Raw genomic sequence first — 26,694 nt, 5'->3', positions numbered from 1 at the left:
TTTCTGCGGATTAAATAAAATTTGGTTAAAAGTACTATTTTCCATCCAAATTGCCATTTACCACAAAGCGGTTGTATGTTAAATTTGTGTATTTTTTCATAAAATTCATTTTATAATCGTTTTTGGCAAGGTACTTGTATAATATTAGGCGAATCGCAATAATTAACTTTTTATTATTAAAAATATAATAGATTTGTTGTTAAAACGTTATTGTGTGTGAGGGAGATAGTGATTTTTTTGGTCACTACAAATGAAAATGTTAAATAACTGATTTTAACAGTGTTGGGTTTTTTGTTTAGAAAACTTTAATTTATTTTAGCCGACCTGTTAGAAACGCAAAACTATTAATGAAGATGATTTACAACTTTTTTACGTCAATTTTATTTTTACTATCAGCTGTAACTTCACCTACTACCACTACTACCAAAAACATATCTAAACCGGAAGCTTTGCCAATGGTTGCAGAAACTGCTGCAATTGTAACTGCCGAGTCGGTTTATAATGAAATAGAGTCTAACTCTTTTTCAATGCCTGACTTTGAATCTTTTCAAACAGCATTTGAAGGGTTTAAACTACTTAAGCAACAGGGTAAGATTAAAAAAGACCTGCTAACGCTTATAGACTTTAGCAAGTCTTCCAATATTAAAAGACTTTGGGTTATAGATATGAGTACAAAAACTATTTTGTACAATACTCTTGTGGCTCACGGAAGAAACAGTGGTGATGAGTTTGCTACGGCTTTTTCCAATGCGGCTAACTCTAACAAAAGCAGCTTAGGTTTTTATGCTACCGGAGAACTTTACACCGGAAAGCACGGATCTTCTATGCGTCTTGATGGTCTTGAAAACGGCATTAACAGCAATGCAAGAAACAGAGCTGTTGTAATGCACGGTGCAGACTATGTAAGCGAAAGCTTTATTAAGCAACACAGAAGACTGGGTAGAAGCCTTGGTTGTCCTGCATTACCTAATGGTGTGACTAAAGAGATTATTAGTCTTATTCAGGGGAAATCGTGTCTTTTTATCTACTATCCGTCTAAAAAGTACACAGCCTCGTCTAAATTAATTTCTTAATTTATCGTAGAGCAATTTATCGAGATTATAAATATCGTTCCTAAACTGAAGGCCATTTTTGTCCATCCACGCTGTCCAGTATAGCTGGTGTACATTGTTGGTCTTTTTTAGGTAGATTTTTTCGGTATCGCCGGCTGCAATCATTTCGTTTATTTTATCCATATTCCAGTCGCTGTTTTCTTTGGTCAGGATTTTTTCTGCAAGTTCAAGCGGTTTGTGTACTCTTACGCATCCTGAACTCAATGCCCTGTATGATCTGCCAAACATTTCACGGTGATTGGTATCGTGCAGGTAAACCGAAAAGCGATTATTATAATTAAACTTAATGTTGCCCAGTGCATTACTGTTGCCCGATCCCTGTACATACCTGTAGTTTTTAGCCATTTCAGGCTTCCAGTCTTCAGGTAAAATTTCATTGCTGTCTTTGTCAAAAATGCGAAGGTTATTGTTTGTGAAATAGCTAACATCATCTGTAGCCTTTGGAGTAAGGTCTTTTTCCAGTATAGTAGGAGGTACTGTCCAGGTTGGGTTTACCACAAGGTAATTTATTTTTGAGTCCAGTACGGGGGTAGGCCTGTCCGGTCTTCCTACAACTACTTTATGGGTGGCTATGGTGTCATTGTTTTCAATAAAGGCAAGTCTGTAGTCAGGGATATTTATCAGTATGGCTTTTTCTCCAAAATCGTAAGCGAACCAACGCCAGCGTTCCAGATTAACCACTACCTGTTCTATGCGTTGCTGCCGGGTAGTATTTAATGCTTCGGCGGTCTTTTTGCCTACAGCACCATCGGGAAGGATGCCGTGCCGCTCCTGAAATTTTTTAACCGCTTCTATGGCTTTGGTGTCATAAACAGGGCTTATGGTGTCGCTCTGTTCAAGATCCCGCCAGTAGGCAAGCCTTTTTCGTACTAAGACAACCTGATCAAGGGAATCGTTTTCTTTTATAGATTCTTTTATGGTTACAGTTTGTAATGTACCGTCATCGGGCATGCTGTTTAGGTAAGCCAGGCATTTGCGTAAACCTTCGTAGGTTTTATGAGGAGGCCTGCAGCGGTCTATTATTTTATCCACTGTGTGGTTTTTAAGGGCTTCATTCAGCAATGGGCCTATATCCAGTTTTTTTTGCTCTAATGCCCAGTCAGGGTATAACGATGCTGCCGATATTTTTCCCTTAAATAAGTGTAGTGCCAGCTTATAAAACGACTGTGTTAGTAAAACGTCATACGCTGCGCTTTTTTCTTTGTTTAAATCTTTATTTTTTTCAAAAGCGGTAAGTGTATCGTAGTTATAGTCGTTAGGCTGCAGGCCATCCTGTTCGGCTGAGGCTATAGACAGTAACAGTGTCTTTCTGTCTTTTTCGTCTGTCCATAGGGCTTTATATTTTTTGTCTTTGTAAAATTCCCTTATATTTTTTGCCGAACTTTCTAAGTAAGTGCTGTCTATTGTAAAAGCAGTGTTGTTTGGGTGGATTTTAACCACTTCCTGAGCCTTGGCTACGGGCAAATTTTTTACAGTGTGAGGATCCTTTGCGCATCCTGACAGCAAAAAAAATAAGCCTGCAATGTAGACACGGGCTATCATGGGGTGATTGTTTGTAATAAAATTACAAAACAAAATCGAGATTACGATAACGTTTTAGTTAAATAATTGATGATTTAATTAAAAATCGACTATACCAGTTTAAACATAACGTAATGCGGCCCCACAGTTGGAATTTCAAACAATTCACCTGAAATAGTGTACCCTGCCTTGCTGTAAAAGCCAACAGCCACTTCGCGGGCATTAAACCATATCAGGTCTGTACCCTGTTGTTTTATGTAATTTTCTGCTGCCTCCAGTAGTAAGTCGCCCAGTCCTTTCTTTTGATGGGTAGGTAAAACAGCCATGCCGCGCAGCTGGTATTGATTAGCATTGGCAAAGTCTGGATGTGAAACCCTGAATACAGAGACTATACCAACAAGGTTATCTGAGTCGTAAACACCAAAATGTACGGTTTGCGGAAGATCGTCGCCATCAAATATACAGGAGTCAATATGTTTTCCCGGTCTTAAAACGGGCTGCCTTACAGCATAAGTTTGCTGAGAACTAATTTGTTTTACAGAATACATGAAATTTTTTTTCTGATAACAAATTAATAATAAATATTTTAAGTAATAATGCGGGCTGAGGAGAAAATTTTTTTAAAAAAAAGTTTGCAACTGTAAAATCTTATTACGTATATTTGCACCACAATAATGCGGAAGTAGCTCAGTTGGTAGAGCTCCAGCCTTCCAAGCTGGTTGTCGCGAGTTCGAGCCTCGTCTTCCGCTCAAAATCAAAACCCGAACTGAAAAGTTTGGGTTTTTTATTGCCTTATTTTAACCAGGATAAATCTGTCCCGGTTTCTATTTCCTCAGGTTCTGTATTCTGTCTGAAAAGGCGTGCCTGTAGGCTTCCTCTAAGTGTTATGATGTCTGCATTAACTTCAAGCCAGCTGCCTTCACGAAGGCCTAATACAGGCTGCGGATTAAACTGATGAAACTCCTTAATGCGGGTTTCGCGTGTTTCGCCCATGTGGGTTGAACCTGCAATGGGGTCTAAATAATGCGGATTGATATTAAAAGGAATCAGCCCTAATGTATCAAAGCTTGGCGGATAGATAATAGGCATGTCGTTAGTAGTCTCCATAGTAAGCCCGCAAATATTGCTTCCTGCGCTGGTGCCTAAATAAGGAGTGCCTTTTTCAACTACAGTCTTAATAGCATCCATTACCTTGTTTTGGTATAGTTGCGTTACTAAAAGGAAGGTATTTCCTCCTCCGGTAAAAATAGCTTCGGCATTTTGTACGGCCTCTACTGGGTTTTCAAATTCATGAATCCCTTTTACGTTTATATTGAGAGAACTGAAAAACTCAGCAGCCTTTTTGGTGTAGTCATCATGGCTTATGCCTCCCGGCCTGGCATAGGGTACAAAAAGCAGGGAACTACAGCTTTTAAAATGTTCTTTAAGTGTATCGGTTAGGTAATCAAGGTATCCGCCTCCGTGTAATGTGGAGGTGCTTGCAATAATTATTTTTTTCATTCGTTTATCAGTAAGTAAGAAAAGGTAAAGTTACAAAGATTTTCAAGCCTGCAAATTCTCAGGCAATCATATCCTTTTCTTTTATAATTGTCACCTATTTACCTATACCATTGAAAAATTTATTTTTTCTGTTTACAGTCTTGTTTATAGCTTCTCCTTCATTTGCTCAGGAAGAAGAAAGAAAACCCCTTAAAGGCAAGATAAAATCGCAGGCCGATGAGCTTGAAGGCATTTATGTTATCAACAAAAACAGCGAAGCTTCAGTAACAACACAGCCCGGAGGTTACTTTACCATTATGGCAAAGCCTAAGGACACACTTATATTTTCTGCCATACAGGTTAAGGACAGACGTGTGGTTGTTGAAAAAGAGGATATAGGCGAAAACCTGTTTTTTGTGGAGCTTGAACCTATGGTAAATATGCTGAATGAGGTGGTGATAGAAAACTACAATCATATAACCGCAGAGTCTTTAGGGATAGTGCCAAAGGGTCAAAAAAGATACACTCCTGCTGAGAGAAGGCTTTTTACTGCAAGTAATGGTATAGACGGTATAATAAATAGCCTAAACGGAAAGAAGAAAGCGCTTAAAAAAGGCATTGAGTATGAAAAGAAAGAAATGCTCATGGCTAAAATAAACTATATTTATGATACCGATGATATTATAAAGGAATTTAAGATTCCCGAAGAATATGTGGGTGGGTTTATATATTATATAGTGGAAGATAAGCATTTTGCCGATGCTATAAAAGCAAAGAATAATACAATGGCTAAATTCTTAATGAACGGACTTTCGGTTAAGTACCTTGGTCTGCTCAGGGAGGATGGTGTTATTGATAAAGATGGAAATCTTATTGAATCGGAACAAAAAACGGACAGTACTGCCGTAGCCAAACCAGATATAGCCACACCAAATGAAGATTAGATTTTTTATTGTCATTTTTCTTTTGACCCTCTCGGTTAATGCACAACAGCGAAAACCCATTAAAGGAAGGGTTGTTGCAGCCAGTATTCCCATTCCTAAAAGGGGAGTGGTAAATTTAAATTCTCGCGTTGAAACGAAGACAGATACACTGGGGAATTTTACCATAGAGGTAGCGGTGTCAGATACATTGGTTGTGGAGACAACCAATCCGTATACAGGAAGAATAATTATAAGGGAACAGGATTTTAACCAATTGCTTATTGTAGATTTAGGTACTTATGAGCTGGAAGAAGTAGTTATTAATAAGTATGAAAACCTGAATCCCGAAGCTATGGGTATTGTGCCGGAAGGACAAAAACAATATACCCCCGCAGAGAAGAAGCTATATACTGCAGGAGAAATAAAATCAGTATTTGATGTTTTAGGCATATTGGCAGGAAGTAAATCTTTTGATGCGGTTATAAACACGATAACAGGAAAAACAAAACGGCTTAAAAAAGAGGTTGTTACCGAAGGAAAGGAAACCGCTTTTGATATGGTATACGGCTTGTATACCGAAGAAGAGATGGAAACCAAACTGGGTATCCCTAAAGATTATACCGGAGGTTTTGTATTTTATGCCATTGAGGATAAAACGCTTGTTGATGCCTTAAGGGAAAAGAATGATCAGAAAGCAAAGTTCATTCTAAGCAATCTCGCTATAAAATACAGGGAAATACTTTTGGAAGAACTGCAGAAGTAAGTAATTTCTTAATACTCTTTAACGGTTAAATTTTGTATCTTTATGTAGTACCTCTCGGGTACAATAAAAAATATGCATTATGAAAAAGTTGTTGTTGGTTTTAGTTGTGTTATTTCCGGTTTTACTGTTTGCTCAGGAAGGGAGGAAATTACTGCGAGGTAAGGTAGTGGCCGATTCCCTTAAAGTCGAGTATATTACTGTACTTAACAAAAACACAAATATTAAGGCTATAACAAATGATAATGGGCTGTTTACCATTTATGCACAGCCTGCCGATACCCTTTATTTTTCGAGCTTAACGTTTAGGCCAGCAATGCTTATACTTGTTGAAGATCATTTTACCGATGAGAGGCTTACCATAAAACTGGATTTAGATGTTACAATGCTTGATGAGGTTATTATAACAACATTAACGGGTAATCTTGAGGAGGACAGTAAAGGTATAAAAACGCGTATTTATACATCTGATCTCGATGCTAAAAAATTGATGGAAGGTGTGGATGTAGTAGACAAAATTCCTGTGAATCCTGCTTTTCCAAGTGCAGAGCCGCGACTGCCGGGTATGGATTTTGTAAAAATATATGACATGATATTTAAGCCCAAAGGGCGTAAAAAAGATTATACAAAAGAGTATCTTGACGGTAAGACCTTTAGTGAGGTCGCTCAGGAAAAATTCACCTACTATTTCTTTACTGAAACCCTTAAACTAAAACATGAGGAAATAGGCCTTTTCCTTGCTTATTGTGATAATGGCGAAGAGTCGGCTAAACTGCTGGCTCCGGATAAGGAGTTTGAACTTACCGATTATCTTATTAAGAAAGGTGAAGAGTACCGCAATATGGAGAAATAAAATAAGTTTTATTACATTTGGAACGTGAAGGTTATAATACGATATACGTTCCTTTTTATGCTGGCAGCTGTACTAACATCAGCCGCTGTGCATAAATACTATGTGGCTGTTTTTATGATGGAGCAGGTTCCTGAAAAAAAAGAGCTGCAAATTACTGCCCGTATTTTTATTGATGATTTGGATAAGGTGCTTTCTGATAAGAATAAAAAGCAGTTTTTCCTGTGTACAAAAAAAGAAGTTGCCGATGCCGATAAATACATCAATCAGTATGTAACCGAAAAACTTCAGGTAAAAGTAAACGGTACCGTTAAACCTCTTAAAATACTTGGGCGTGAAACCGAAGATGATATACTTATACTGTATATCACTGCCGAAGCAAAAGGCAAAATAAAAACACTCGAGGTTAGAAACACAATGCTTTTTGACGCATATCCTGAGCAGCAAAATATCATAAATACCAAAATAGACGGTAACAAAAAAAGTCTTTTGCTTACTAATGATAACCCACAGGACATTTTACACTATTAATTAAGGACATGAAAAAACTAGCATATTTTTTAGCCGCACTAGCTTCTTTACCATTAACAGCACAGGAAAAGACCGAAAGGGAACAGGGTCATTATGATAATAACAGGTTTAGCCAAATGTACGATCTTATGGCTACACCAAATATGTTCCGTACGGCATCGGGTGCTCCGGGACCTGCTTATTACCAACAGCAGGCCGATTATAAAATGGATATAGAACTGGATGACAGGAATACTAAAATTTATGGTAACGAAACCATTACCTATCATAATAACTCTCCTGAAAATCTTGACTACTTGTGGGTGCAGCTGGATCAAAACAGAAGGTCTAGAACTTCACAGTCACCTCTTGTAGAAAACCAAAGGGTAAATAAGGCTTACCCGCCTGATAATTTTTCAAGAAACTTTATGGAGCAGGGATTTGATGGTGGTTTTAAAATAGAACATGTAAAAGATGCTAAAGGCAATCCGCTTAATTATATAGTGAACCAAACCATGATGAGGATAGATCTTCCGCAGCCGTTAAAATCGGGCGACAAGATTTCATTTTCCATTAAATGGTGGTATAATGTAAATAATTATAGGAAGATAGGAGGTCGTTCAGGTTATGAGCATTTTGATAAAGATGGTAATAATCTCTATGTAATTGCGCAGTTTTACCCGCGTATGGCTGTTTATAATGATGTGGAAGGCTGGCAGAACATGCAGTTTTGGGGCGGAGGAGAGTTTGCTCTTCCGTTTGGTAATTTTGAGGTAAACATTACTGTTCCTGCCGATCACGTTATGGAGGCTACAGGCGAACTTACAAACCGTAAGGATGTATTTACTGCCGAGCAGGTTAAACGTTATGAGCAGGCAACAAAGTCGTTTGACAATCCTGTGGTTATTGTAACACAGGCAGAGGCAGAGCAGGCGGAAAAAGGTTTTAGCGATAAAAAGAAAACCTGGAAGTTTAAGGCAGAAAACGTAAGGGATTTTGCTTTTTCAACCTCAAGGAAGTTTATCTACGATGCTATGGCGGTGCAGTTATCAGGTAAAACAGCTATGGCTGTTTCACTTTATCCTAAAGAAAGTAACCCGTTATGGGGAGACAGGTCTACAAGGGTAGTGGCACATACACTAAGAACGTATTCAAAATATACGTTTGATTATCCTTACCCTAAAGCGGTTTCTGTTTCGGCAGAAGACCAGGGAATGGAATATCCTATGATATGTTGGAATTACGGGCGTCCTGATGAAAATGGTTTTGTAAGTGAAAGGATTAAATATGGTATGACCAGTGTTATTATACACGAGGTAGGGCATAATTTTTTCCCCATGATAGTTAACTCTGATGAGCGCCAGTGGACGTGGATGGATGAAGGTCTTAATACCTTTTTGGAATACCTTACAGAGCAGGAGTTTGAAGAAGATTATCCTTCGTCCAGAGGGCCTGCGGCTAAAATTGTTCCTTACATGAGCGGTAATCAAAAATCTATAGCGCCAATTATGACGAATTCTGAATCGCTGTATCAGTTTGGTAACAATGCATACGCCAAACCGGCAACAGGATTAAATATACTTCGTGAAGTTGTTATGGGGCATGAGTTGTTTGACTATGCTTTTAAAACCTACGCAAACAGGTGGAAATTTAAACACCCTACACCAGAGGACTTTTTCAGGACTATGGAAGATGCTTCGGCAGTAGATCTTGACTGGTTTTGGAGAGGGTGGTTCTATTCTACAGATTATGTTGATTTAGGTATTCAGGATGTAAAGCAGTTTTATGTAACTGATGAAAGGCCTGCGGATATGGATGATTATTCTGTGAAAAGAGGTAGGTTTGGAAGAGATAAAGGTCCGTTTGTATACATGGTTTCAGAAAATGACGGGAAAGCTAAAAAAGCACAGGATATTAAACTTCTTTCTGATTATGTGAATGAGAATTTTACAGGAGCTGAACAGGCAGAATTAAAGCAGCCAAATTACTTTTATGAAGTGACCTTTAATAAGCCGGGTAATATGCTAATGCCTATACTGGTTGAGTTTACATACGAAGATGGCACTACAGAGAACTTTAATTTCCCGGTACAGATATGGCGTATGAACAACCAAACAGCTTCGCGTGTTTTTGCTGTGGAGAAAAAGGTTAAAAAGATTACGCTTGACCCTAAATTATTAACGGCAGATATTGATGTAAGCAATAATGTTTGGCCTAAAGAAGAGGTGAAATCTAAATTTGATGAATTAGAAGGGAGGTAATAGTTAAAATCGATTAAAAAAGGATAATTAAACATCTTTAGCAGAGCAAACAACGTAAATATAATTACATTTGTAATATAAAATCTGAAGTTATGTTTGGAATAGGAGGAGGAGAGCTTTTCTTTATCATAATGGTAGTACTTATGCTGTTTGGGTCTGACAGAATACCCGAAATAGCGCGTACTTTAGGTAAGGGAATGAAACAGCTTAAAAACGCCACCAACGAAATTAAGTCGGAGATTAATAAAAGTGCCGACGTGAATGATATAAAAAGAACATTTACTGATTTAGGTTCTGACGTAAACAGGACCGGTGGTAATATTACAACTGATATAAATCAGGAAATAAATAAAGTTAAAGAAGATATAGAAGATGCCTCCGGGCCTATAAAACGTATACGATAAATGCTTGAATGGCTCCTTGAACAGGATAAGAACCTTTTAGTTTATTTGAATTCGCTGGGTACAGAAACTTTCGATGGTTTCTGGCTTTTTATTACAAAACAATTCAACTGGATACCTGTTTTTGCGCTTATCCTATATCTTGCTTTTAAAAGGTTAGGGTGGAGACATGCTCTTTTAGTCGTTATACTTATATCCCTTTTAATAACACTTACCGATCAGACAACCAATCTGTTTAAAAACACGGTTCAAAGGCTTCGCCCGCTAAATAATCCTGAAATAGCGGGGTATGTAAGAGGCTTTAAGTACAGTACTTCCTTTAGTTTTTTCTCGGGTCATGCATCAAACTCAATGGCATGTGCCTTCTTTTTGTATCATGTATTAAGGCCTTATCTTAAATATATGGGCTTTATATTTTTATGGCCGCTTATATTTGCTTACAGCAGGATATATTTAGCACTGCATTATCCGGGTGATATACTTTCAGGTTTTGTATGGGGTATATTCACTGCCTCGTTAATGTTATTGCTTTACCGTTATTTAAGGGATAAATTGTTTCCTCAGCAAAAGGAAAATTTAGATAACCCTACTAACAGTGAGCCCATCTCTGATAGGTAATAACACGGTCTCTATCCTTGGGTCATCTTTAAGAATCTTATTATACTCCAATAGTACTTTAGTACTTTTGTCGTTAGGCTTAACAGGTTCTAATACCTTACCACTCCATAGCACGTTGTCAGAAAGGATAATACCTCCGTTATTCGTCATGGGTACTATCATATTAAAGTAATTGATATAGTTTTCCTTATCGGCATCAATAAATACAAGGTCAAACTTTTTGTTAAGCTCAGGTATTATATCAAGTGCACTCCCTAAATGTTGGTGTATCTGGTTTTTATAAGCAGAAAGGTCGAAGTATTTTCTTTGAAAATCCACAAGTTCCTCATTTACATCAATAGTGTCCAGCGCCCCGTCTTTTTGCAGGCCTTCAGCAAGGCATAATGTTGCATATCCCGTGTAGGTGCCTATCTCTAATATGTTTTTAGGATTTACCAGTTTTGAGATAAGGCTTAAAACCCTTCCCTGAAAATGGCCACTAAGCATTCTTGGCTGTAATATTTTCTGGTGAGTTTCCCTGTTAAGGGCTTTTAAAAGTTCGGGTTCATTTTCGCTGTGAAAAGCAGCATAATTTTCCAGTTCTTCTGATATAAAATGCATGGTGTTGTTTTTAGGATAATGCAAAAATAAGGAAAAAACAGTAGGTTTTTTTGTGAAGTATATATTGGGTTAAGCGGTAAATGTGTTGTTTTAACACGTTAAAATTATTATTTATGTTAAATAAATAATATTTATAGAGTACTTTTAGCGCCTTAAAACTGCAAAAATTAATTATGAAACAAATTTTTACTTTATTGCTTATCAGTGTATTTGCTTTAGGAAATGCTCAGCTAAGTAATGATGCTACCCCAAAAGGCTGGGAGTTTGACAATCTTGACGGCGTTGCGCCTATAGTTATGCCTTCTTTTGATCTTGCTAAAATTGAGCAGGAAGATTTAAGGAACCAGGGAAGAATGGATATCCCTTACAGATTTGGTTATGAGTTTGTGGTAGACTATAACATGGAAAACAGCGGACACTGGCAAACACTTGAAAACGGTGACCGTATATGGAGAATCCGTTTTTATTCTGAAGGTGCTAAAACCATGAACTTCCTGTTTAGTGATTTTTACATGCCGGAAGGAGCTTCTCTTTATCTTTACTGTAATGATAAAAAAGATGTTCTGGGAGCTTATGATTCTAAACAAAATAACCCTGAAAGGGTTTTAGGGACATGGCTAGTTAACGGAGAAGATATTTGGGTAGAATATTATGAGCCTGCAGCTCATAAAAATGAAGGTAAACTGGAGTTTTATAAACTTATACACGGATACAGAACAGCTGATGATATCTTAAAAGGAACAAATGACCTTAATGATTCAGGTAACTGTCATTATGATGTTAACTGTACAATGGGTAATGGTATAGATGATCTTAAGGATATTAATAAAAAGTCTGTTGCTAAAATTATTATAGGTGGTGGTTTATGTACAGGAGCACTTGTAAATAATGTTAACAACGACGGAACCCCTTATTTTTTAACAGCTAACCACTGTTATGAAAATGAATTTGGTACAGTTAATCCTAACCAATGGTCTTTCCGGTTCAACTGGATAAGCACAACAACTTCTTGTGCAACGACTTCAAACAGTGTAAGTAATTTTGACTATCATACTGTAAGTGGTGCTCAGTTAAAAGCACACCGTGCGGGTAGTGATTTTTGTTTGGTACAGTTAACAGGCCCTATTGATTCTACATGGGATTTGGTTTTTGCAGGATGGGACAGAAGTACTACAACTCCAACAAAATCTTTTGGTATACACCATCCTTCTGGAGATATAATGAAAGTATCTCTTGATACCGGTTCCCCTGTGTCAACTACAATTAATGCCGGAGGTATGGGTAATATTGATACATGGGAAGTATTAAGTTGGGAAAAAGGTGTTACTGAGGGAGGTTCATCAGGTTCTCCTTTATTTGATAACAACGGAAGAATAAGAGGTCAGCTTCTTGGAGGTAATTCTGAATGTGCTAACAATGGTAACAGTACCAATGGTAATGGTTTTGGTGATTATTATGGTAGGTTTAATGTGTCATGGAACACAGGTTCCTCTTCATCAAGCAGGCTAAGAGACTGGTTAGATCCTAATAATACTTCATCTACTACGCTGGATTATTATTCTCCGTTGCTTGGGGTGTCTGATGTTGTTAGCCCTGTAAATGAAATTAAAGTTTACCCTAACCCTTCAAGAGGTTTGTTTACGGTTTCATTAACTGACGAAGCTTCTGCACTTCAATATGAGGTTTACAATGTATTAGGTCAGGCGGTTCAGTCAGGAAAAATTGATAGTGCTAACAATACAATAGACATGACAGCAAAAGCTAACGGCGTTTATATTTTAAGGCTGACAGATGCTGCTGCAAACAAAACCCTTACACGTAAAATCGTGAAAGAATAATACAGATTGTATTATAAAAAATAAGTTTTTAGCCCTTAATTCGTTAAGGGCTAATTTTTTTAATTAATACTTGCTAACTTTGCGCCATGCAAACGCAAAAGAAAGATATAAGGGCGCTTACAAAGGAACAGTTACGTGATTTTTTTGTAGCCAATGGAGATAAGGCATTTCGCGGCAATCAGGTATATGAATGGCTGTGGAGTAAACGCGCACACAGTTTTGATGATATGACCAATGTGGCTAAGGCTACAAGGCAAATGCTGGAGGATAACTTTGTAATTAATCATATTCGTGTAGATCAAATGCAGAAGAGTAGCGACGGTACCGTTAAAAACGCCGTTCGCCTTCATGATGGTTTAGTGGTTGAATCGGTGCTTATACCTACCGAAACCAGGACTACTGCCTGTGTGTCCAGTCAGGTAGGATGTAGCCTGGACTGTAATTTTTGTGCTACTGCGAGACTTAAGCGTATGCGAAACCTTAACCCAGATGAGATTTATGATCAGGTTGCGGCTATTGATAACGAGAGCCGACTGTATCATGACAGGCCTTTATCTAACATCGTATTTATGGGTATGGGTGAGCCTCTAATGAACTATAATAACGTTATTAAGGCTATTGATAAAATTACCTCTCCCGAAGGTTTGGGCATGTCGCCAAAACGAATTACAGTTTCTACTTCGGGTATTCCTAAAATGATAAAAAAGCTTGCCGATGATGAGGTAAGGTTTAAACTTGCCGTTTCGCTGCACTCTGCGGTAGATGAGGTGAGGAGTAAGATTATGCCTTTTAGTGAAAATTTCCCTTTAAAGGAGTTAAGAGAGTCGCTGGAATACTGGTACAGCAAAACCAAAAGCCGTGTAACTTATGAATATGTGGTTTGGAAAGGCATAAACGATTCCAAACGCGATATAGATGCACTGGTTAAGTTTTGCAAATATGTACCGTGTAAAGTAAACCTTATTGAATACAATCCGATAGACGATGGTGAATTTCAGCAGGCACCACAACAGGCAATAGATGATTATATTGCCGCATTGGAAAAAAGCAACATTGTTGTAAAAGTAAGGCGAAGCCGTGGTAAAGATATAGATGCTGCCTGTGGGCAGCTGGCAAATAAAAACGAAGCCGCAGTGTAAACTGTGGTTTTTTTTAATTGTCTTATAAATTATTAAAGTTGCAATTATGTTGTTGGGTGTTAATTGTGTTTTGTTTACTTTTGATGTGCGATGAAAATCACCGAACAGATAAAGCAACCCATATTAAAGGAAATGGAACTTTTTGAGAAAAAGTTTCATGAATCCATGTCTTCTAAAGTTGCCCTGCTTAACAGGATAACATATTATATAGTTAACCGTAAGGGAAAACAAATGCGACCTATGTTTGTTTTTCTTACTGCTAAAATGATTAGTGACGGCAATGTAAACGAAAGGACATACAGGGGAGCTTCGGTAATTGAACTTATCCATACGGCAACACTGGTTCATGATGATGTTGTGGACGACAGTAATAAACGCCGTGGCTTTTTCTCTATTAATGCCTTATGGAAAAATAAGATTGCGGTTCTTGTAGGCGATTACCTGCTGTCTAAAGGTTTGTTATTATCAATAGATAATGGCGATTTTGATTTATTAAGGATAATTTCGGTGGCTGTTCGCGAAATGAGCGAAGGGGAGCTACTACAAATTGAAAAGGCACGCAGGCTTGATATTACCGAAGAGGTGTATTATGAAATTATCCGTCAAAAAACGGCTACCCTTATTGCAGCCTGCTGTTCGCTTGGGGCTTGTTCTGTAGATCCAGAAAGTGAGCATGTAGAGAAAATGAGAAAATTCGGGGAGCTTATAGGTATGGCTTTCCAAATAAAGGATGACCTTTTTGATTATACCGAAGATGCCATTGGTAAGCCTACCGGTATAGATATTAAGGAACAGAAAATGACTTTACCGCTTATATATGTTCTCAATACCTGTTCTAAGGAAGAGAAAAAGTGGCTCATAAACTCCATTAAAAACCATAATAAGGATAAAAAGCGTGTAAAGCAGGTTATCGCTTTTGTAAAGGAGCATAAAGGCCTTGATTATGCAGAGCAAAAAATGGCAGAATTCCAACAGGAAGCCTTAATGTTGCTTTCAGATTATCCTTCATCTCCTTACAAAGATGCACTTACCTTAATGGTTAACTACGTTATTGAAAGAAAAATATAATTTTAATGTATTGTTTTTCAGTTAATTGAAAAATAAATTAAAAATTTTTCTACCTTCATGCAACTATTTTGCAACGCTTCTCGTCTATGTTAATAGAAGTCGGTTAAATAACAACCACGCCTAAACAAACAACCAAATAACCAGAGCTTTGAAAGTAATTGCCTTACATCAGGAAGAAAAGGAAATTATCATGCAGGCAGTGCAAAACAACAGACATGCCCAGCATAAGATATATTCTAAGTATTCGCCCAAAATGCTGGGGGTGTGCAGGCAATATATAAAAGACCTGCAGCAGGCCGAAGATATTATGATAACGGCTTTTATGAAGGTTTTTACAAATCTTAAAAACTTTGAGCATAAAGGAAGTTTTGAAGGGTGGATAAGAAGGATAATGGTAAACGAATGTATTTCTTATTTAAGAGTACAGAAAAAAATAAGTTTTCTTGAAGATGAGTATTATGTTGAAAGTACGGCTGATACTATTGAGAGTCAGCTTTCGGCAGATGATATTCAATGCATGATTGATGCTTTGCCTGAAGGGTATAAAATGGTTTTTAACCTTTATGTGATAGAGGGCTACAAACATCAGGAAATAGCAAAAATGCTGGGGATTAATGAAGGCACTTCCAAGTCGCAGTTATCGCATGCAAGAAAGATGCTTCAGGAGAAGATTAACAAACAAAAAAATTATTCAAATGGAACCGAATAAGTGGGAAAAAGAGATAAAGGAAAAGCTGAATAAAAGAACAATTCAGCCAGGGGAGATGGCGTGGGACAGGCTGGATGCCATGCTTTCGGTTGCTGAGAAGAAGAAAACCCCAAAATACAGATGGATGTATGTGGCAGCAGGTTTTTTGGGTTTTATCCTTGCCGGGACGTTCTTTTTAAATCAGCAAAAAACAGAAGAGATAATTGATAATGGTACCAATACAGTTGTTGTTGCTCCGGAAACCAAAGAAAGCCTTAAAGAGTCTACCACTCTGATAAATACTAAGGAGCAGGAGTTTAAAGATGCTGGCGAAATTAGTAATACCACAGTAGCGAGTATAGAAAAAACAACTGTAAAAAAACATACAGGTACAAAAAAACAAGAGCCGGTAATAAATACACTTGCTCCTCAAAATACTACAATTACTGTTGTTGATGTAGTTAAGACAGAAATGCTTGCTGAAAACCTGAGTCCGGATCAGGAAGCAGAAGCGCTTTTAGCCGAAACAATGAACAACATGAGTGCCTCTCAGCAAACTAAAGTAAAAGTTAGTGCCAACTCTTTACTTTCGGAAGTTGAAGGTGAGCTTGAGAATAACTTTAGGAGTAAAGTATGGCAAACAGTAACTAAAAACTACAATGTTGTAAAAACTACTGTTGTAAACAGGAACAGAGAATAAAATCATAACACCAATACTAAAATAATTTAAACATGAAAACAATTACTTTTTATGTAATGGCATTACTATGCCTTATTGCCACCAAATTAAATGCGCAGACATTTGAGCGCAGGGCAAAAGATATATCTACCAGTATAGCAGATATTTCTAAAGAGGAGAAAGACTCTCTTAAAATTGAAGTAGAAGCTGTAAATATGCTGCTGGAAAAAGATGAGATAACAAAAGAGGAAGCAGATAAAAGGAAACTTGAACTTGCTGAAAAGAGGGCAAATAATATTGAAGCCCGTGTAGCGGTAGAAAAAGAAAAGCTTGATAAACTTGTTCAGGACAGGGTAGACGGTAATATAGAAGAAAGTTCTAGCACTTTTTCTATCAATTATAATAAGGGTAAAAATTCTGATTGTAAGAACGATACCATTCATAGCATTGATTTCAGGAGAACCACTTCTCAGTTTCTGTTTGCTTTAGGTGTAAACCGTATGATGGTAGACGGCAAAATGGACAATGATAACTTTAAATGGAGATCAGATTTCTATGAATGGGGTATTGTTTTTAACAGCCGTTTATTAAAAAATAATAATCTTTTACATGCCAAGTACGGACTTTCGTTACAATACAATAACCTAAGGCCGGATGACGATAAGATTTTTGTAACAAACGGAGATAAAACTGTACTTGCAGATAGCGGACTAAACATTGACGTAGCACGCCTTAGATATGTAAATCTTGTTATACCCGTACACCTGGAGTTTGATTTTACAAAGAAGAAAGTTGGCGACGTTCATACCTATTATCCTATATATGATAGCTTCAAGATAGGTATAGGTGGCTATGTAGGGGTAAACGTTAAAGAGAAGCAGATTCTTAAATATGAAGATGCTAACGGCCACCAGGTAAAAGACAGGTTAAGAGGTGAATACAATGTTAGCGATACTACTTATGGATTAAGTGCTTATGTAGGTTACGGACAGGTAAGTCTTTATGCAAAGTATGATTTGCAGCCAATTTTTGCTAATAATGATGTTGATCAAAACAATTTATCACTTGGCATAAGATTTGATATTAATTAAAAAATTAGGGTTAGTTTTGTACTTCAAAAAGGGTGTTTCCAATTTTAGGGACACCTTTTTTTATGCTTAACAATTTCGTAATGCGCTCAGGGTTACGTGTTTTCCACAATTGTAAAATGTATTTTTACGTAATTGCAATAATAAAAACCATTATTGTTAGTTTTGCATAGTAAATCTAAAATTTAAATAGTTATGCCAATTGACAGACACACCGGAGAATTTATCGACCTTAGCGAGGCAAAGATATTAGCCCATGATTTTCAAAACGATTTTCCGTCTTCACACAAATGTTATTATTTAGGAGCAGAGAAACTTCAGGAGCTTTTGGCTCAGGAAGGCTGTATGGGTATTCGTATTTATCGTGCATTAGATAAAACAAGAGGAGAAGAAACCCTTGTTTTAGTAGGAGTAAATGCAGAATGTAAAGACATGACCGATGGTAAAATCTTAGATAGAATGGTACCATGTCCAAGTATTTGTGATATTAATAGCCCTTTATCTCTTTAAATGATCTGAAAAATGGTAATGCAGGATTATATTATTTACGGAGCTTTCGCTATATCTGCATTACCATTATTTTTTTTAAGGTTTAGAAAAATAATTAAGTCTTATAAAATAGATTTACTTGCAATAAAGCCTTATCTGTGGCTACTCTTTTTAGGTAGCTTTTACGAATTGGTGTTTTCAATTCTATTAAAGATTGAAACCGCATATTGGTTTACAGCTTATACTTTGCTGGAATTTTTAATGTTGTGGTATTTTTTTAGCAGAATTCTTATTGGTAACTATAAAAGGTTTTTTTACATCTCCTTTCTTTTAGTACTGACAGCTTTTTTAATTACTTTATATTATTGGAGTATTGAATTTCATTCAAAACTCGAAGGTTATTTATATGTTCCTATATCATTATTTGTATTCGTATGTGTTTTTCTATATTATAAATTGCTTTTTAAGAAAACACACTTAGTGCCTATATGGAAAACCCCCGCTTTTTATTTTACAAATGGTCTTATGATTTATTTTTCTGTAGGTGTATTTGTTTCTCTGTTAATATATGATTTAAGAATAATAACAGGCCTTTTTAAAAAGTACTGGGTAATTTATATAATGGTTAGTTATATAATGCGCATAATGATGGTAATAGGGGTTTGGAAGGGGACCGGAAAAAAATGAATATAAAAGAGATACTTCCTTTAATCGGTACAATTTTGGCTTTTAGTCCATTGACAATAACTTTCTTTAGAAAAACTAATCCTTGTTTTAAGGACGAAATGCTAGCGATAAGGCCTTATTTGTGGTTAATATTTATAGGTGCTTTTTATGAGCTTATTTTTACGAGTTTTTTGAGAATTCCATCTGCATATTGGTTTACAGCATATACTTTCTTGGAGTTTTTAGCCCTCTGGTACTTTTTTAGGGAGTTATTAGGTTTAAGATATATGTACTTTTTTAAAGCAACTATGTTTATTGTAATAGTTGTTTTTTTGATTATACTATACTATTGGGAATATAATATTCATACGACTTTAGAGGCTTATCTTTTAGTGCCTATATTACTCTTTGTTTTTATTTCATCGTTTATTTGGTTTAAAGATTTGTTTAATAATGAGATGACTTCATTATTGATAATTCCGTCTTTTTATTTTATAAGCGGTTTGATAATCTATTTTTCCGGAGGGTTTTTTATCTCATTATTGTTTGATCAGTTAAAAATAATAACAGGTCTTTCTGAAACTAATTGGTTAGTTTTTGTTGGTGGACTTATTGTTATGTATATTATGATAATAATAGGTGTTTGGAAAGGAACTGAGAGAAAGCCGTAATTAAAATTGTGTTAAATACACGATTATTATTGTATTTTTGGGGTACAAAGCAATTATCTGCTTTGTAATGTTAGAATACACACACTATGAAGGGAACGGGGGAAGAAGTAGTATCTTTATTTTATATCGGTACAGCTATAATGCTGTTTTTAGCATTTGGGCTGTTGTTTATTGTTGTGACTTATCAAAGGCATTTCTTTAGGATGAAACGTAAGGAAGCCGAAAACATGCTTAAAGTAAGTCTTGAAAGTGAGAAAAATGAAAGGGCACGTATAGCCGCCGATCTTCATGATGGGGTGTCAGGCGATTTAAGTGCTATTAAAAACTACCTGAGTGTACTGGCAAAAAAAGAATCGGAAAACAAAGAGATTTTTGATGAGATTCGCGAAGGGGTAGATGCTGCCCTGCAGAATACGCGTGCCGTGTCGCATAATCTTATGCCGCCGCTATTAGAAACAGAAGGGCTTGTGCCCGCGCTTAAAGGTTATCTTGAAGGTATAGGGGCAAAAGCCCAAATTTATTTTGAGGTTACATCTAACGGAGCACTAGCATTACCGGCATCGGTAGCGTATCAGCTTTTTAGGGTGTTACAGGAGTTAACCACAAATATGGTTAAGTATGGCAACGTTTCTAAATGTGATATAAATATAGCTTTAAATAAAGAAGTCCTGGCTATTGATATAACAGATGACGGAACTCCGTTTAATTTTAAGGAGAACCTGATGAAGCCAAATGCCAGCGGACTTAAAAATATCAATTCACGCCTGCATGCTGTAGGCGGAATTATAGTTCAGGAAGAAGAAAGGCAAACGGGTAACCGTTTTACCATAACACTAAAAAATGTAAACAATGCTTAAGTTAGCTCTTGTAGACGATCATAAGCTTTTCAGGAAAAGCCTTGCAGCCCTTTTAGGTACTCTTGAGGGGGTTGAGGTGGTTTATGAAAGTGATAGCGGTAAAGACTTCCTTTCTTTCCTTAAAGAGAATAAGGATATTGATATTGCTCTTCTTGATATTCAGATGCCTGAAATGGATGGCTATACGCTTTGTGGAAAAGTACTTAATACTCACGATACCATTAAGATATTAATGATATCGCAACTATCAAGCAAAGAGACCATAAGGCACGTAATGCAAAGTGGTGCACATGGCTTTGTTACTAAAAATTCGGAGCCGGAACAGCTTGAGTTGGCAATCCGTAATTTAAATACTACCGGTTTTTATCTGGGTCCTGAATTAGGGTCGGTACTAAAAGATCTTATGTTGTTTCAGCAGGGAGGAAACGAACTGCAACCCGACAGTGATTTTTTAAGTGACAGGGAAAAGGAGGTTATTCGTCTTATCTGCCGGGGAAAAAGCTCTGCCGAAATAGCCGAAGAACTTTTTATCCATCAGCGCACTGTAGAAACCCATAGGCAGAGGATGATTAATAAAGTGGGAGCCAAGAACTTTATTGGTGTTATAGTGTTTGCCCTAAAGCACAATCTGCTGGATGTGGAAGATTTAAGTTAATTCATTGCTTTTTTATATCTTTAAATAACTAATCTATAGGTCTATGGGGCGTTTTAGGAGTAAAAGGTTTAGTTATTTTACAGGTTTGGGTGCAGTAGTATTACTGCTTCCGGCACTAGCTTATGCCTATATGTATAATGCGGATATGTTTAGTGATGACAGATGTCTAAATTTAGCAATGATAGATCCGAATCGTGAATATTGGCCATACCCTCTTCCTTTTGAGAGGAAGTATGCCACTTATATTATTGATGCTGATAAAGAAAGAAATAAAGATAAGTTTAAAGAAGCCAGAGAGTTAATTCATACATTAGCGAATACCAGTGATACAATTAATGGTGTAAGGTTTGATTTTGCTAAAGGGTCAAAATACAGTAATCTTATTAAAATGATTACTATCTGTCATGAAGAAGATATTGATTTTTTTATGCTTTTAGATAATTCTTTTTATGTGATTTCCGAGCTTTCTTCCTCAGAAATTAAAAAAGAGAAAGATTGGTTCAAAGAACGGTATTCTGGATATACTATGAGTTCGGAATAGGGCATACCTAATTGCTTTTTAGTAATTAAATAACAACTGTTTATAGGGTGTTTTTATAAAGTTGTAACTAACTTTATAAGAACTATTCTTACACCATGAAAATTCTTGTAACAGGCACAACAGGTTATATAGGTAAAAGGCTTATTCCGTTTTTGCTGGAAGCAGGCCATGAACTGGTGTGTTGTGTAAGAGATCTTAACAGAATTCCCGAACAGTTTAAAGATCAGGACTCCATAACATTTGTCGAAGTCGATTTTCTGGTTTATTCCACAGGTGTGAAAATTCCACAGGATATAGAGGTGGCCTATTACCTTATGCACTCTATGTCGGCTTCAGAAGATTTTGAAAAGCAGGAACTTGCCTGTGCCTATAACTTTATCAGTTATGTAAAGGATACTTCATTAAAACAGGTTATATATTTAAGCGGTATTGTAAACGAAGATGTGCTATCCAAACACCTGCGATCCAGAAAACAGGTAGAACAGGCGCTGGGCGGGGGTAAATATGCCTTAACCGCTTTCAGGGCAGGAATTATTGTAGGAAGTGGCAGCGCATCGTTCGAGATTATAAGGGATTTGGTTGAAAAACTTCCTGTCATGGTCACTCCTAAGTGGCTTAATACAAAAACACAGCCCATAGCCATAAGGGATGTGTTAAGTTACCTTTCTAAAGCTGCAGGAGATGAAAGGCTTTACAATAACAATTATGATATATATGGTCCCGAAATACTGACCTATAAAAAAATGCTTCTCATTTTTGCTGAAGTACGCCAACTTAAGCGCTATATCATCACCCTTCCGGTAATGACGCCTAAATTGTCATCCTATTGGTTGTACTTTGTTACCTCCACAACTTTTAAGCTGGCAGCATCTCTTGTGGATAGTATGAAAATAACCATTGTGGGCCGTTCTAATAATCTTGGTGAGATGTTGAATGTCCATCCCATAACATATAGGGAAGCAGTGGAGAAAGCTTTTCAGAAAATAGAGGAAGACGCTATACTTTCAAGTTGGAAAGACTCTATTGTAAGCGGGCGTTTTAGTGAAAAGATCTCTAAATACATTACCATTCCCAAATATGGTTGTTTTAAGGATATAAAATCACGCAAAGTTGATAATGAAGAAGAGGTGCTAAACAGGATATGGGCTTTAGGAGGTTATACGGGATGGTATTACGGAGACTTTTTATGGAAGGCCAGAGGGTTTCTTGATAAGATGTTTGGTGGTGTGGGACTGCGAAGGGGAAGGACCCATCCTTCTAAAATACAACCGGGCGATGCGCTCGATTTTTGGCGCGTACTTTTTGCCAACAGAGAAGAGAAACGTCTTTTACTCTATGCGGAGATGAAATTACCGGGTGAAGCCTGGCTGGAATTCAGGATAGAAAAGGGTAAGCTTTGGCAACGCGCTGTTTTTAGGCCTAAAGGTTTGTGGGGCAGGTTGTACTGGTATTCTGTGCTGCCTTTTCACTATTTCATTTTTAACGGAATGATAGACAGCTTGGTGGCGAAGGAATAATAAAGATATTTTATATCTTTAAGTTTGGTTACAATTCTTTGTAACTTTACACCCCTTTAATATTTGACCAAACCTTGATTTCACAAAGTACCATAGATACTGTATTTGAGACTGCTCGCCTTGAGGAGGTTATAGGTGATTTTATAAACCTAAAGCGTGCCGGTAGTAACTTTAAGGGACTTAGTCCTTTCAGTAATGAGAAGTCGCCTTCGTTTATGGTATCTCCGGTGAAGCAGATATGGAAGGATTTCAGCTCCGGTAAAGGAGGTAACGTAGTTGCTTTTTTAATGGAACACGAACACTTTTCGTATCCGGAAGCAATCCGTTATCTGGCAAAAAAATACAACATAGAAATCGAGGAAACTGAGCAGTCTCAGGAACAGAAGCAGGAAGCTAATGAAAGGGAGAGTATGTACCTGGTTTCTGAATTTGCGCAGAAATATTTTCAAAGTACACTATTAAATACAGATGAGGGGCAGGCTATAGGCTATTCTTACTTTAAGGAAAGAGGGTTTACATCTGAAACAATTAAAAAATTCGGATTGGGTTATTCCCCTGAAGAATGGGATGCATTTAGCAAAGAAGCCCTGGGTAAAGGGTATAAGCTGGAATATCTTGATAAAACCGGACTAACTATAGTTAGGGAAGACGGTAGGAATGTAGACAGATTCCGTGGACGCGTTATGTTTCCTATACAAAGTATGTCGGGCCGTGTTTTAGGTTTTGGTGGTCGTATTTTGACTAACGATAAAAAAGTAGCCAAATACCTTAACTCTCCGGAAAGTGATATTTACCATAAAAGCAAAGTGCTGTACGGTATTTATCATGCCAAACAATCTATAGCAAAACTGGATAACTGTTACCTTGTAGAAGGCTATACCGATGTTATACAGCTAAATCAGGCGGGTATAGAAAACGTTGTGGCTTCATCGGGAACTGCCTTAACGCCCGATCAGATACGCCTTATAAACAGGCTTACCAAAAACATTACCGTACTTTTTGACGGCGATGCTGCCGGTCTTAGGGCTTCGATAAGAGGTATAGATCTTATCCTTGAAGAAGGCATGAACGTTAAGGTGTGTACTTTTCCTGATGGGGAAGACCCTGATAGTTTTGCTAAGAAATCATCTTATGAGGAACTGACCGAATACCTAAGCAGTAACGCTAAAGACTTTATACAGTTCAAGGCTTCATTACTTATGGATGAAGCGCAAAACGATCCGGTAAAAAAAGCAGGCCTTATAAGGGATATAGTAACCAGTATTTCTAAAATACCAGATAGGATTCAGCGTGAGGTATACATACAGGAATGTTCCCGTATTATGGATATATCAGAGCAGGTGCTGGTAAGTACACTGGCTCAGTTAGTGCAAAAGGATATTACTGATGCCGGTAAAAAGCAAAAAGAAGAGCAAAAGGCAAAAGCAATGCAGCCTGTGGTTGAGGAAATGCCGGAAGTAAAACAAAGTGCAGACGATCTTTCGGGTATTGAATATGAAATTGTAAAAGCACTTCAGCTTTATGGCGATATGGAGTGTGAATTTAAGAACATATACACGAAGTTCGACGAGTACGGTGAAGAGGTCACTTTTACTGAAGTACAAGCCTGTAAAGTATATGAATGGATTTACTTGAACCTGCAGGAAGATGAAATTGAATTTACTCAACCTACCTTTAGTGCGCTTTTAAAGCAGATGATTGAGATATATCTTAATAAGGAAATCAAACAGGAAAACTTCATTAATAATTTCTCAGTTGATCTGCAGGGGCTGGTGTCAGATATTTATATGGAAGATGATAAATATCTCCTTAGCGGATGGGAAGATAAGCAGCAAATACCTGTTAAGATGAAGGATATGACTGTAGAGGAACACGTGACACAGATTATTTTTGATTTAAGGTCCCGACTTATCAAAAAACTGATTCATGAGCTTATGACGCAGGTAAGACCGGAACCTGAGGCAGACAACAGAGATGTTATGCAGGATATAATGGATTACACCGAACTTAACAGAAACGTACTTAAACGTATTGAACGAATACGTACCACATAGGTAATACAATATCAGGGCAGCTTTTAAGGTTGCCTTTTTTATTTCGGTATGTTATAAGGTGGTTTGTGGGTGGGTGTAGTGTTGTGGGTTCCTTTGTAAATATGTTTTAGTGGGGGTTAAACTATTTCCAGGGTTTTAGCTTTGTTTACTAAGTCTACTAAGTTAGTAACGTGCAGTTTTGTAAGCAGTCTTAGTTTGTAAGTGCTTATTGTTTTTTCGTTCAGGTCAAGCAGCTTTGCAATCTCTTTGTTCTTTTTTCCTTCGCTAAGATAACGCAGTACTTCAATTTCACGGGAAGATAGTTTTCTGTAGAGCCTTTCCGATTTTTTTCCTTTGTTGAGAAGCGCAAGATTTTTCTTTACCAGTTCGCTGAAAACAACTTCTCCCTTAACAACTCTTTTAATGGCATTTTCAAGGTCTTCCATCTTGGCATTTTTATGCACGTAGGCAGAAACACCGGCTTTTAGGGCATTAGGGGCATATATTTGCTCAGCAAGATTAGTAAAAATTATAATCTTGGTTTCGGGATAATCTTTTACGAGAGATTTTACCGAGCTTATACTCGTTAGTCCGTCTAACTCCAGGTCAATAATGGCGGCGTCAACAGTCTTCTTTTTTAATACATCCATGAGGCCGTCAAGATTGTTTACCACCCCTGCAAAGCTGATTTCCGGATTTTCGCTAAAGTACGCTTTCATTCCATAGTGTACTACAGGATGATTATCCGCTAAGCATAGTTTAATCATAATTGCTATTTTTTGAGTTAAAACCTACAGTAAAGTTAGCAATTAAAATCTTATTAAAATCTTAAAGTATTGTGAATGAAAGAATTTTATTTCAAATTTGGCGGAATTTCACAAACCGGTATTGGGTTCATTTTATGCTGGTTTATGGAATTGAGTCTTAAATAAATGTTAAAAACTTCTTTTTCCCTTCCTTCAAACTCGTCGTGCTTTCTTCCTTTTTCGGCCTCACGCATTGCCCATTCCAGTTCATCATAACTGGCTCCTAATTGGTCCTCGTCACTTCGGTCATCACCAAAGAGGCCATCGGTAGGTTTTGCAGTAATAATGCTTTGTGGAACCTGAAGGTATTTAGCAAGTTCACGTACTTCCGATTTCATTAAGTCAGCAATAGGGCTAAGGTCTACACCGCCATCACCATATTTGGTAAAAAAGCCTACGCCAAAGTCCTCAACCTTATTTCCTGTTCCTGCAATCAGCGCACTGTTTATACCTGCAAAGTAATAAAGGGTAGTCATCCTTAGTCGTGCCCTTGTGTTGGCAAGGGTTAAGTCCTGCAGGTACTGATTGTCGGTCTCAGGCACTTCCTTTCTAAAAGTTTCAAAAACCGGTGTGAGGTCGGCCTCTGCCGAAGATACATTATCAAAACGCTCCTTTAACTGCTGTATATGCTCCCTGCCACGGCTTACCTGGCTTTTTGCCTGATGTATGGGCATTTCTACGCATAGTGTAGGCAGGCCGGTTTGTGCACACAGTGTTGAGGTGACGGCTGAGTCTATACCACCGGATATTCCCACAACAAAACCCTTAACTTTTGCGTTAGCTGCATAGTCGCGCAGCCATTTTACAATATATTCGTTAACGGTTTCGGTTTTAAATTTATGGGTTGCCATGATTACTCAGTATTTGGTTTAGTAATGTATATTTGCACAAAAATAATTTATAAAAGTAAATAATCCCAAGCCG

At 37.3% G+C, this 26,694-nt stretch carries 27 protein-coding genes and 1 tRNA gene; 22 read left to right on the top strand and 6 right to left on the bottom strand.

Features of this window, described 5'->3' with window-relative positions; all coding sequences use genetic code 11:
* Positions 1-353 precede the first annotated feature (353 nt).
* Positions 354-1,073: a murein L,D-transpeptidase catalytic domain family protein gene (locus FUA48_RS01450; RefSeq protein WP_129752298.1), complete on the top strand. Its 720-nt coding sequence runs from the start codon at positions 354-356 to the stop codon at positions 1,071-1,073.
* Here FUA48_RS01450 and FUA48_RS01445 read toward each other — a convergent pair.
* On the bottom strand, positions 1,062-2,576 hold the full coding sequence (locus FUA48_RS01445; RefSeq protein ID WP_168196925.1) for a L,D-transpeptidase family protein: 1,515 nt from the start codon (positions 2,574-2,576) through the stop codon (positions 1,062-1,064). The genes FUA48_RS01450 and FUA48_RS01445 overlap by 12 nt on opposite strands.
* Before the next feature lie 167 nt (positions 2,577-2,743).
* Positions 2,744-3,181, bottom strand: a complete 438-nt coding sequence (locus FUA48_RS01440; RefSeq protein WP_147581781.1) for a GNAT family N-acetyltransferase — start codon at positions 3,179-3,181, stop codon at positions 2,744-2,746.
* A 128-nt stretch (positions 3,182-3,309) separates the two neighbouring features.
* Here FUA48_RS01440 and FUA48_RS01435 point away from each other — a divergent pair.
* Positions 3,310-3,382, top strand: a tRNA-Gly gene (locus FUA48_RS01435).
* Positions 3,383-3,425: 43 nt separating this feature from the next.
* Here the strand turns inward: FUA48_RS01435 and pepE are convergent.
* Entirely contained in the window at positions 3,426-4,133 is a 708-nt protein-coding gene (gene pepE / locus FUA48_RS01430; protein WP_147581780.1) for a dipeptidase PepE, read from the bottom strand.
* Positions 4,134-4,243: 110 nt separating this feature from the next.
* Here pepE and FUA48_RS01425 point away from each other — a divergent pair, with 110 nt between their 5' ends.
* The 7 genes from FUA48_RS01425 (at position 4,244) to FUA48_RS01395 (ending at position 10,435) form a co-directional block, all read left to right on the top strand.
* Entirely contained in the window at positions 4,244-5,056 is an 813-nt protein-coding gene (locus tag FUA48_RS01425; protein WP_147581779.1) for a peptidase associated/transthyretin-like domain-containing protein, read from the top strand.
* Complete coding sequence (locus FUA48_RS01420) at positions 5,046-5,798, top strand: hypothetical protein (protein ID WP_147581778.1); 753 nt, start codon at positions 5,046-5,048, stop codon at positions 5,796-5,798. The genes FUA48_RS01425 and FUA48_RS01420 overlap by 11 nt, the downstream gene beginning before the upstream one ends.
* 79 nt (positions 5,799-5,877) lie before the next feature.
* Positions 5,878-6,648: a peptidase associated/transthyretin-like domain-containing protein gene (locus FUA48_RS01415; RefSeq protein ID WP_147581777.1), complete on the top strand. Its 771-nt coding sequence runs from the start codon at positions 5,878-5,880 to the stop codon at positions 6,646-6,648.
* A 57-nt stretch (positions 6,649-6,705) separates the two neighbouring features.
* The gene (locus tag FUA48_RS01410) at positions 6,706-7,176 is read left to right on the top strand and encodes a DUF6702 family protein (RefSeq protein ID WP_147581776.1); all 471 of its coding nucleotides are present in this window, start codon (positions 6,706-6,708) and stop codon (positions 7,174-7,176) included.
* An 8-nt stretch (positions 7,177-7,184) separates the two neighbouring features.
* Positions 7,185-9,416 (top strand): M1 family metallopeptidase, encoded by a 2,232-nt coding sequence (locus tag FUA48_RS01405; protein ID WP_147581775.1) that lies wholly within the window; start codon positions 7,185-7,187, stop codon positions 9,414-9,416.
* Between the two features lie 92 nt (positions 9,417-9,508).
* Positions 9,509-9,820 carry a Sec-independent protein translocase subunit TatA/TatB gene (locus tag FUA48_RS01400; protein WP_147581774.1) on the top strand — a complete coding sequence of 104 codons (312 nt, stop codon included), beginning with the start codon at positions 9,509-9,511 and terminating at the stop codon, positions 9,818-9,820.
* A complete protein-coding gene (locus FUA48_RS01395; RefSeq protein WP_147581773.1) occupies positions 9,821-10,435 on the top strand; it encodes a phosphatase PAP2 family protein in 615 nt (204 codons plus the stop codon).
* Here FUA48_RS01395 and FUA48_RS01390 read toward each other — a convergent pair.
* Complete coding sequence (locus tag FUA48_RS01390; RefSeq protein ID WP_147581772.1) at positions 10,394-11,035, bottom strand: O-methyltransferase; 642 nt, start codon at positions 11,033-11,035, stop codon at positions 10,394-10,396. The two genes, FUA48_RS01395 and FUA48_RS01390, sit on opposite strands and share 42 nt — an antisense overlap.
* Before the next feature lie 173 nt (positions 11,036-11,208).
* Between FUA48_RS01390 and FUA48_RS01385 the strand changes: the two genes are divergently transcribed.
* From FUA48_RS01385 to dnaG, 13 genes are all read left to right on the top strand, one after another.
* Positions 11,209-12,873, top strand: coding sequence for a T9SS type A sorting domain-containing protein (locus FUA48_RS01385; RefSeq protein WP_147581771.1), 1,665 nt, complete (start codon positions 11,209-11,211; stop codon positions 12,871-12,873).
* 86 nt (positions 12,874-12,959) lie between these two features.
* Positions 12,960-14,012 (top strand): 23S rRNA (adenine(2503)-C(2))-methyltransferase RlmN, encoded by a 1,053-nt coding sequence (gene rlmN, locus FUA48_RS01380; protein WP_129752285.1) that lies wholly within the window; start codon positions 12,960-12,962, stop codon positions 14,010-14,012.
* A gap of 90 nt (positions 14,013-14,102) precedes the next feature.
* The gene (locus FUA48_RS01375; protein WP_147581770.1) at positions 14,103-15,080 is read left to right on the top strand and encodes a polyprenyl synthetase family protein; all 978 of its coding nucleotides are present in this window, start codon (positions 14,103-14,105) and stop codon (positions 15,078-15,080) included.
* A gap of 148 nt (positions 15,081-15,228) precedes the next feature.
* Positions 15,229-15,789, top strand: a complete 561-nt coding sequence (locus FUA48_RS01370) for an RNA polymerase sigma factor (protein ID WP_147581769.1) — start codon at positions 15,229-15,231, stop codon at positions 15,787-15,789.
* Positions 15,776-16,468 (top strand): hypothetical protein, encoded by a 693-nt coding sequence (locus tag FUA48_RS01365; protein WP_147581768.1) that lies wholly within the window; start codon positions 15,776-15,778, stop codon positions 16,466-16,468. The genes FUA48_RS01370 and FUA48_RS01365 overlap by 14 nt, the downstream gene beginning before the upstream one ends.
* A 32-nt stretch (positions 16,469-16,500) precedes the next feature.
* Positions 16,501-17,538 (top strand): hypothetical protein, encoded by a 1,038-nt coding sequence (locus FUA48_RS01360; protein ID WP_147581767.1) that lies wholly within the window; start codon positions 16,501-16,503, stop codon positions 17,536-17,538.
* A gap of 192 nt (positions 17,539-17,730) precedes the next feature.
* A complete protein-coding gene (locus FUA48_RS01355) occupies positions 17,731-18,045 on the top strand; it encodes a hypothetical protein (RefSeq protein WP_147581766.1) in 315 nt (104 codons plus the stop codon).
* A 662-nt stretch (positions 18,046-18,707) separates the two neighbouring features.
* Entirely contained in the window at positions 18,708-19,361 is a 654-nt protein-coding gene (locus FUA48_RS01350) for a hypothetical protein (protein ID WP_147581765.1), read from the top strand.
* Positions 19,362-19,447: 86 nt separating this feature from the next.
* Positions 19,448-20,218, top strand: coding sequence for a sensor histidine kinase (locus FUA48_RS01345; RefSeq protein WP_147581764.1), 771 nt, complete (start codon positions 19,448-19,450; stop codon positions 20,216-20,218).
* Positions 20,211-20,873, top strand: coding sequence for a response regulator (locus FUA48_RS01340; RefSeq protein ID WP_147581763.1), 663 nt, complete (start codon positions 20,211-20,213; stop codon positions 20,871-20,873). The genes FUA48_RS01345 and FUA48_RS01340 overlap by 8 nt, the downstream gene beginning before the upstream one ends.
* A gap of 43 nt (positions 20,874-20,916) precedes the next feature.
* Positions 20,917-21,414: a hypothetical protein gene (locus tag FUA48_RS01335; protein WP_147581762.1), complete on the top strand. Its 498-nt coding sequence runs from the start codon at positions 20,917-20,919 to the stop codon at positions 21,412-21,414.
* Positions 21,415-21,509: 95 nt separating this feature from the next.
* Entirely contained in the window at positions 21,510-22,931 is a 1,422-nt protein-coding gene (locus tag FUA48_RS01330) for an SDR family oxidoreductase (RefSeq protein ID WP_147581761.1), read from the top strand.
* A gap of 74 nt (positions 22,932-23,005) precedes the next feature.
* Positions 23,006-24,985 (top strand): DNA primase, encoded by a 1,980-nt coding sequence (gene dnaG, locus FUA48_RS01325; protein WP_147581760.1) that lies wholly within the window; start codon positions 23,006-23,008, stop codon positions 24,983-24,985.
* A 116-nt stretch (positions 24,986-25,101) separates the two neighbouring features.
* Here the strand turns inward: dnaG and FUA48_RS01320 are convergent, their stop codons facing one another.
* On the bottom strand, positions 25,102-25,731 hold the full coding sequence (locus FUA48_RS01320) for a response regulator transcription factor (protein ID WP_147581759.1): 630 nt from the start codon (positions 25,729-25,731) through the stop codon (positions 25,102-25,104).
* A gap of 86 nt (positions 25,732-25,817) precedes the next feature.
* A complete protein-coding gene (gene nadE, locus FUA48_RS01315; RefSeq protein WP_147581758.1) occupies positions 25,818-26,621 on the bottom strand; it encodes an NAD(+) synthase in 804 nt (267 codons plus the stop codon).
* Positions 26,622-26,694 lie beyond the last annotated feature (73 nt).

The sequence above is a fragment of the Flavobacterium alkalisoli genome (assembly GCF_008000935.1).
In the GTDB taxonomy this organism is placed as follows: Bacteria; Bacteroidota; Bacteroidia; order Flavobacteriales; family Flavobacteriaceae; genus Flavobacterium; species Flavobacterium alkalisoli.
The sequence above is the reverse complement of the archived record's forward strand: the minus strand, read 5'-3'. Positions and strand labels throughout refer to the sequence as shown.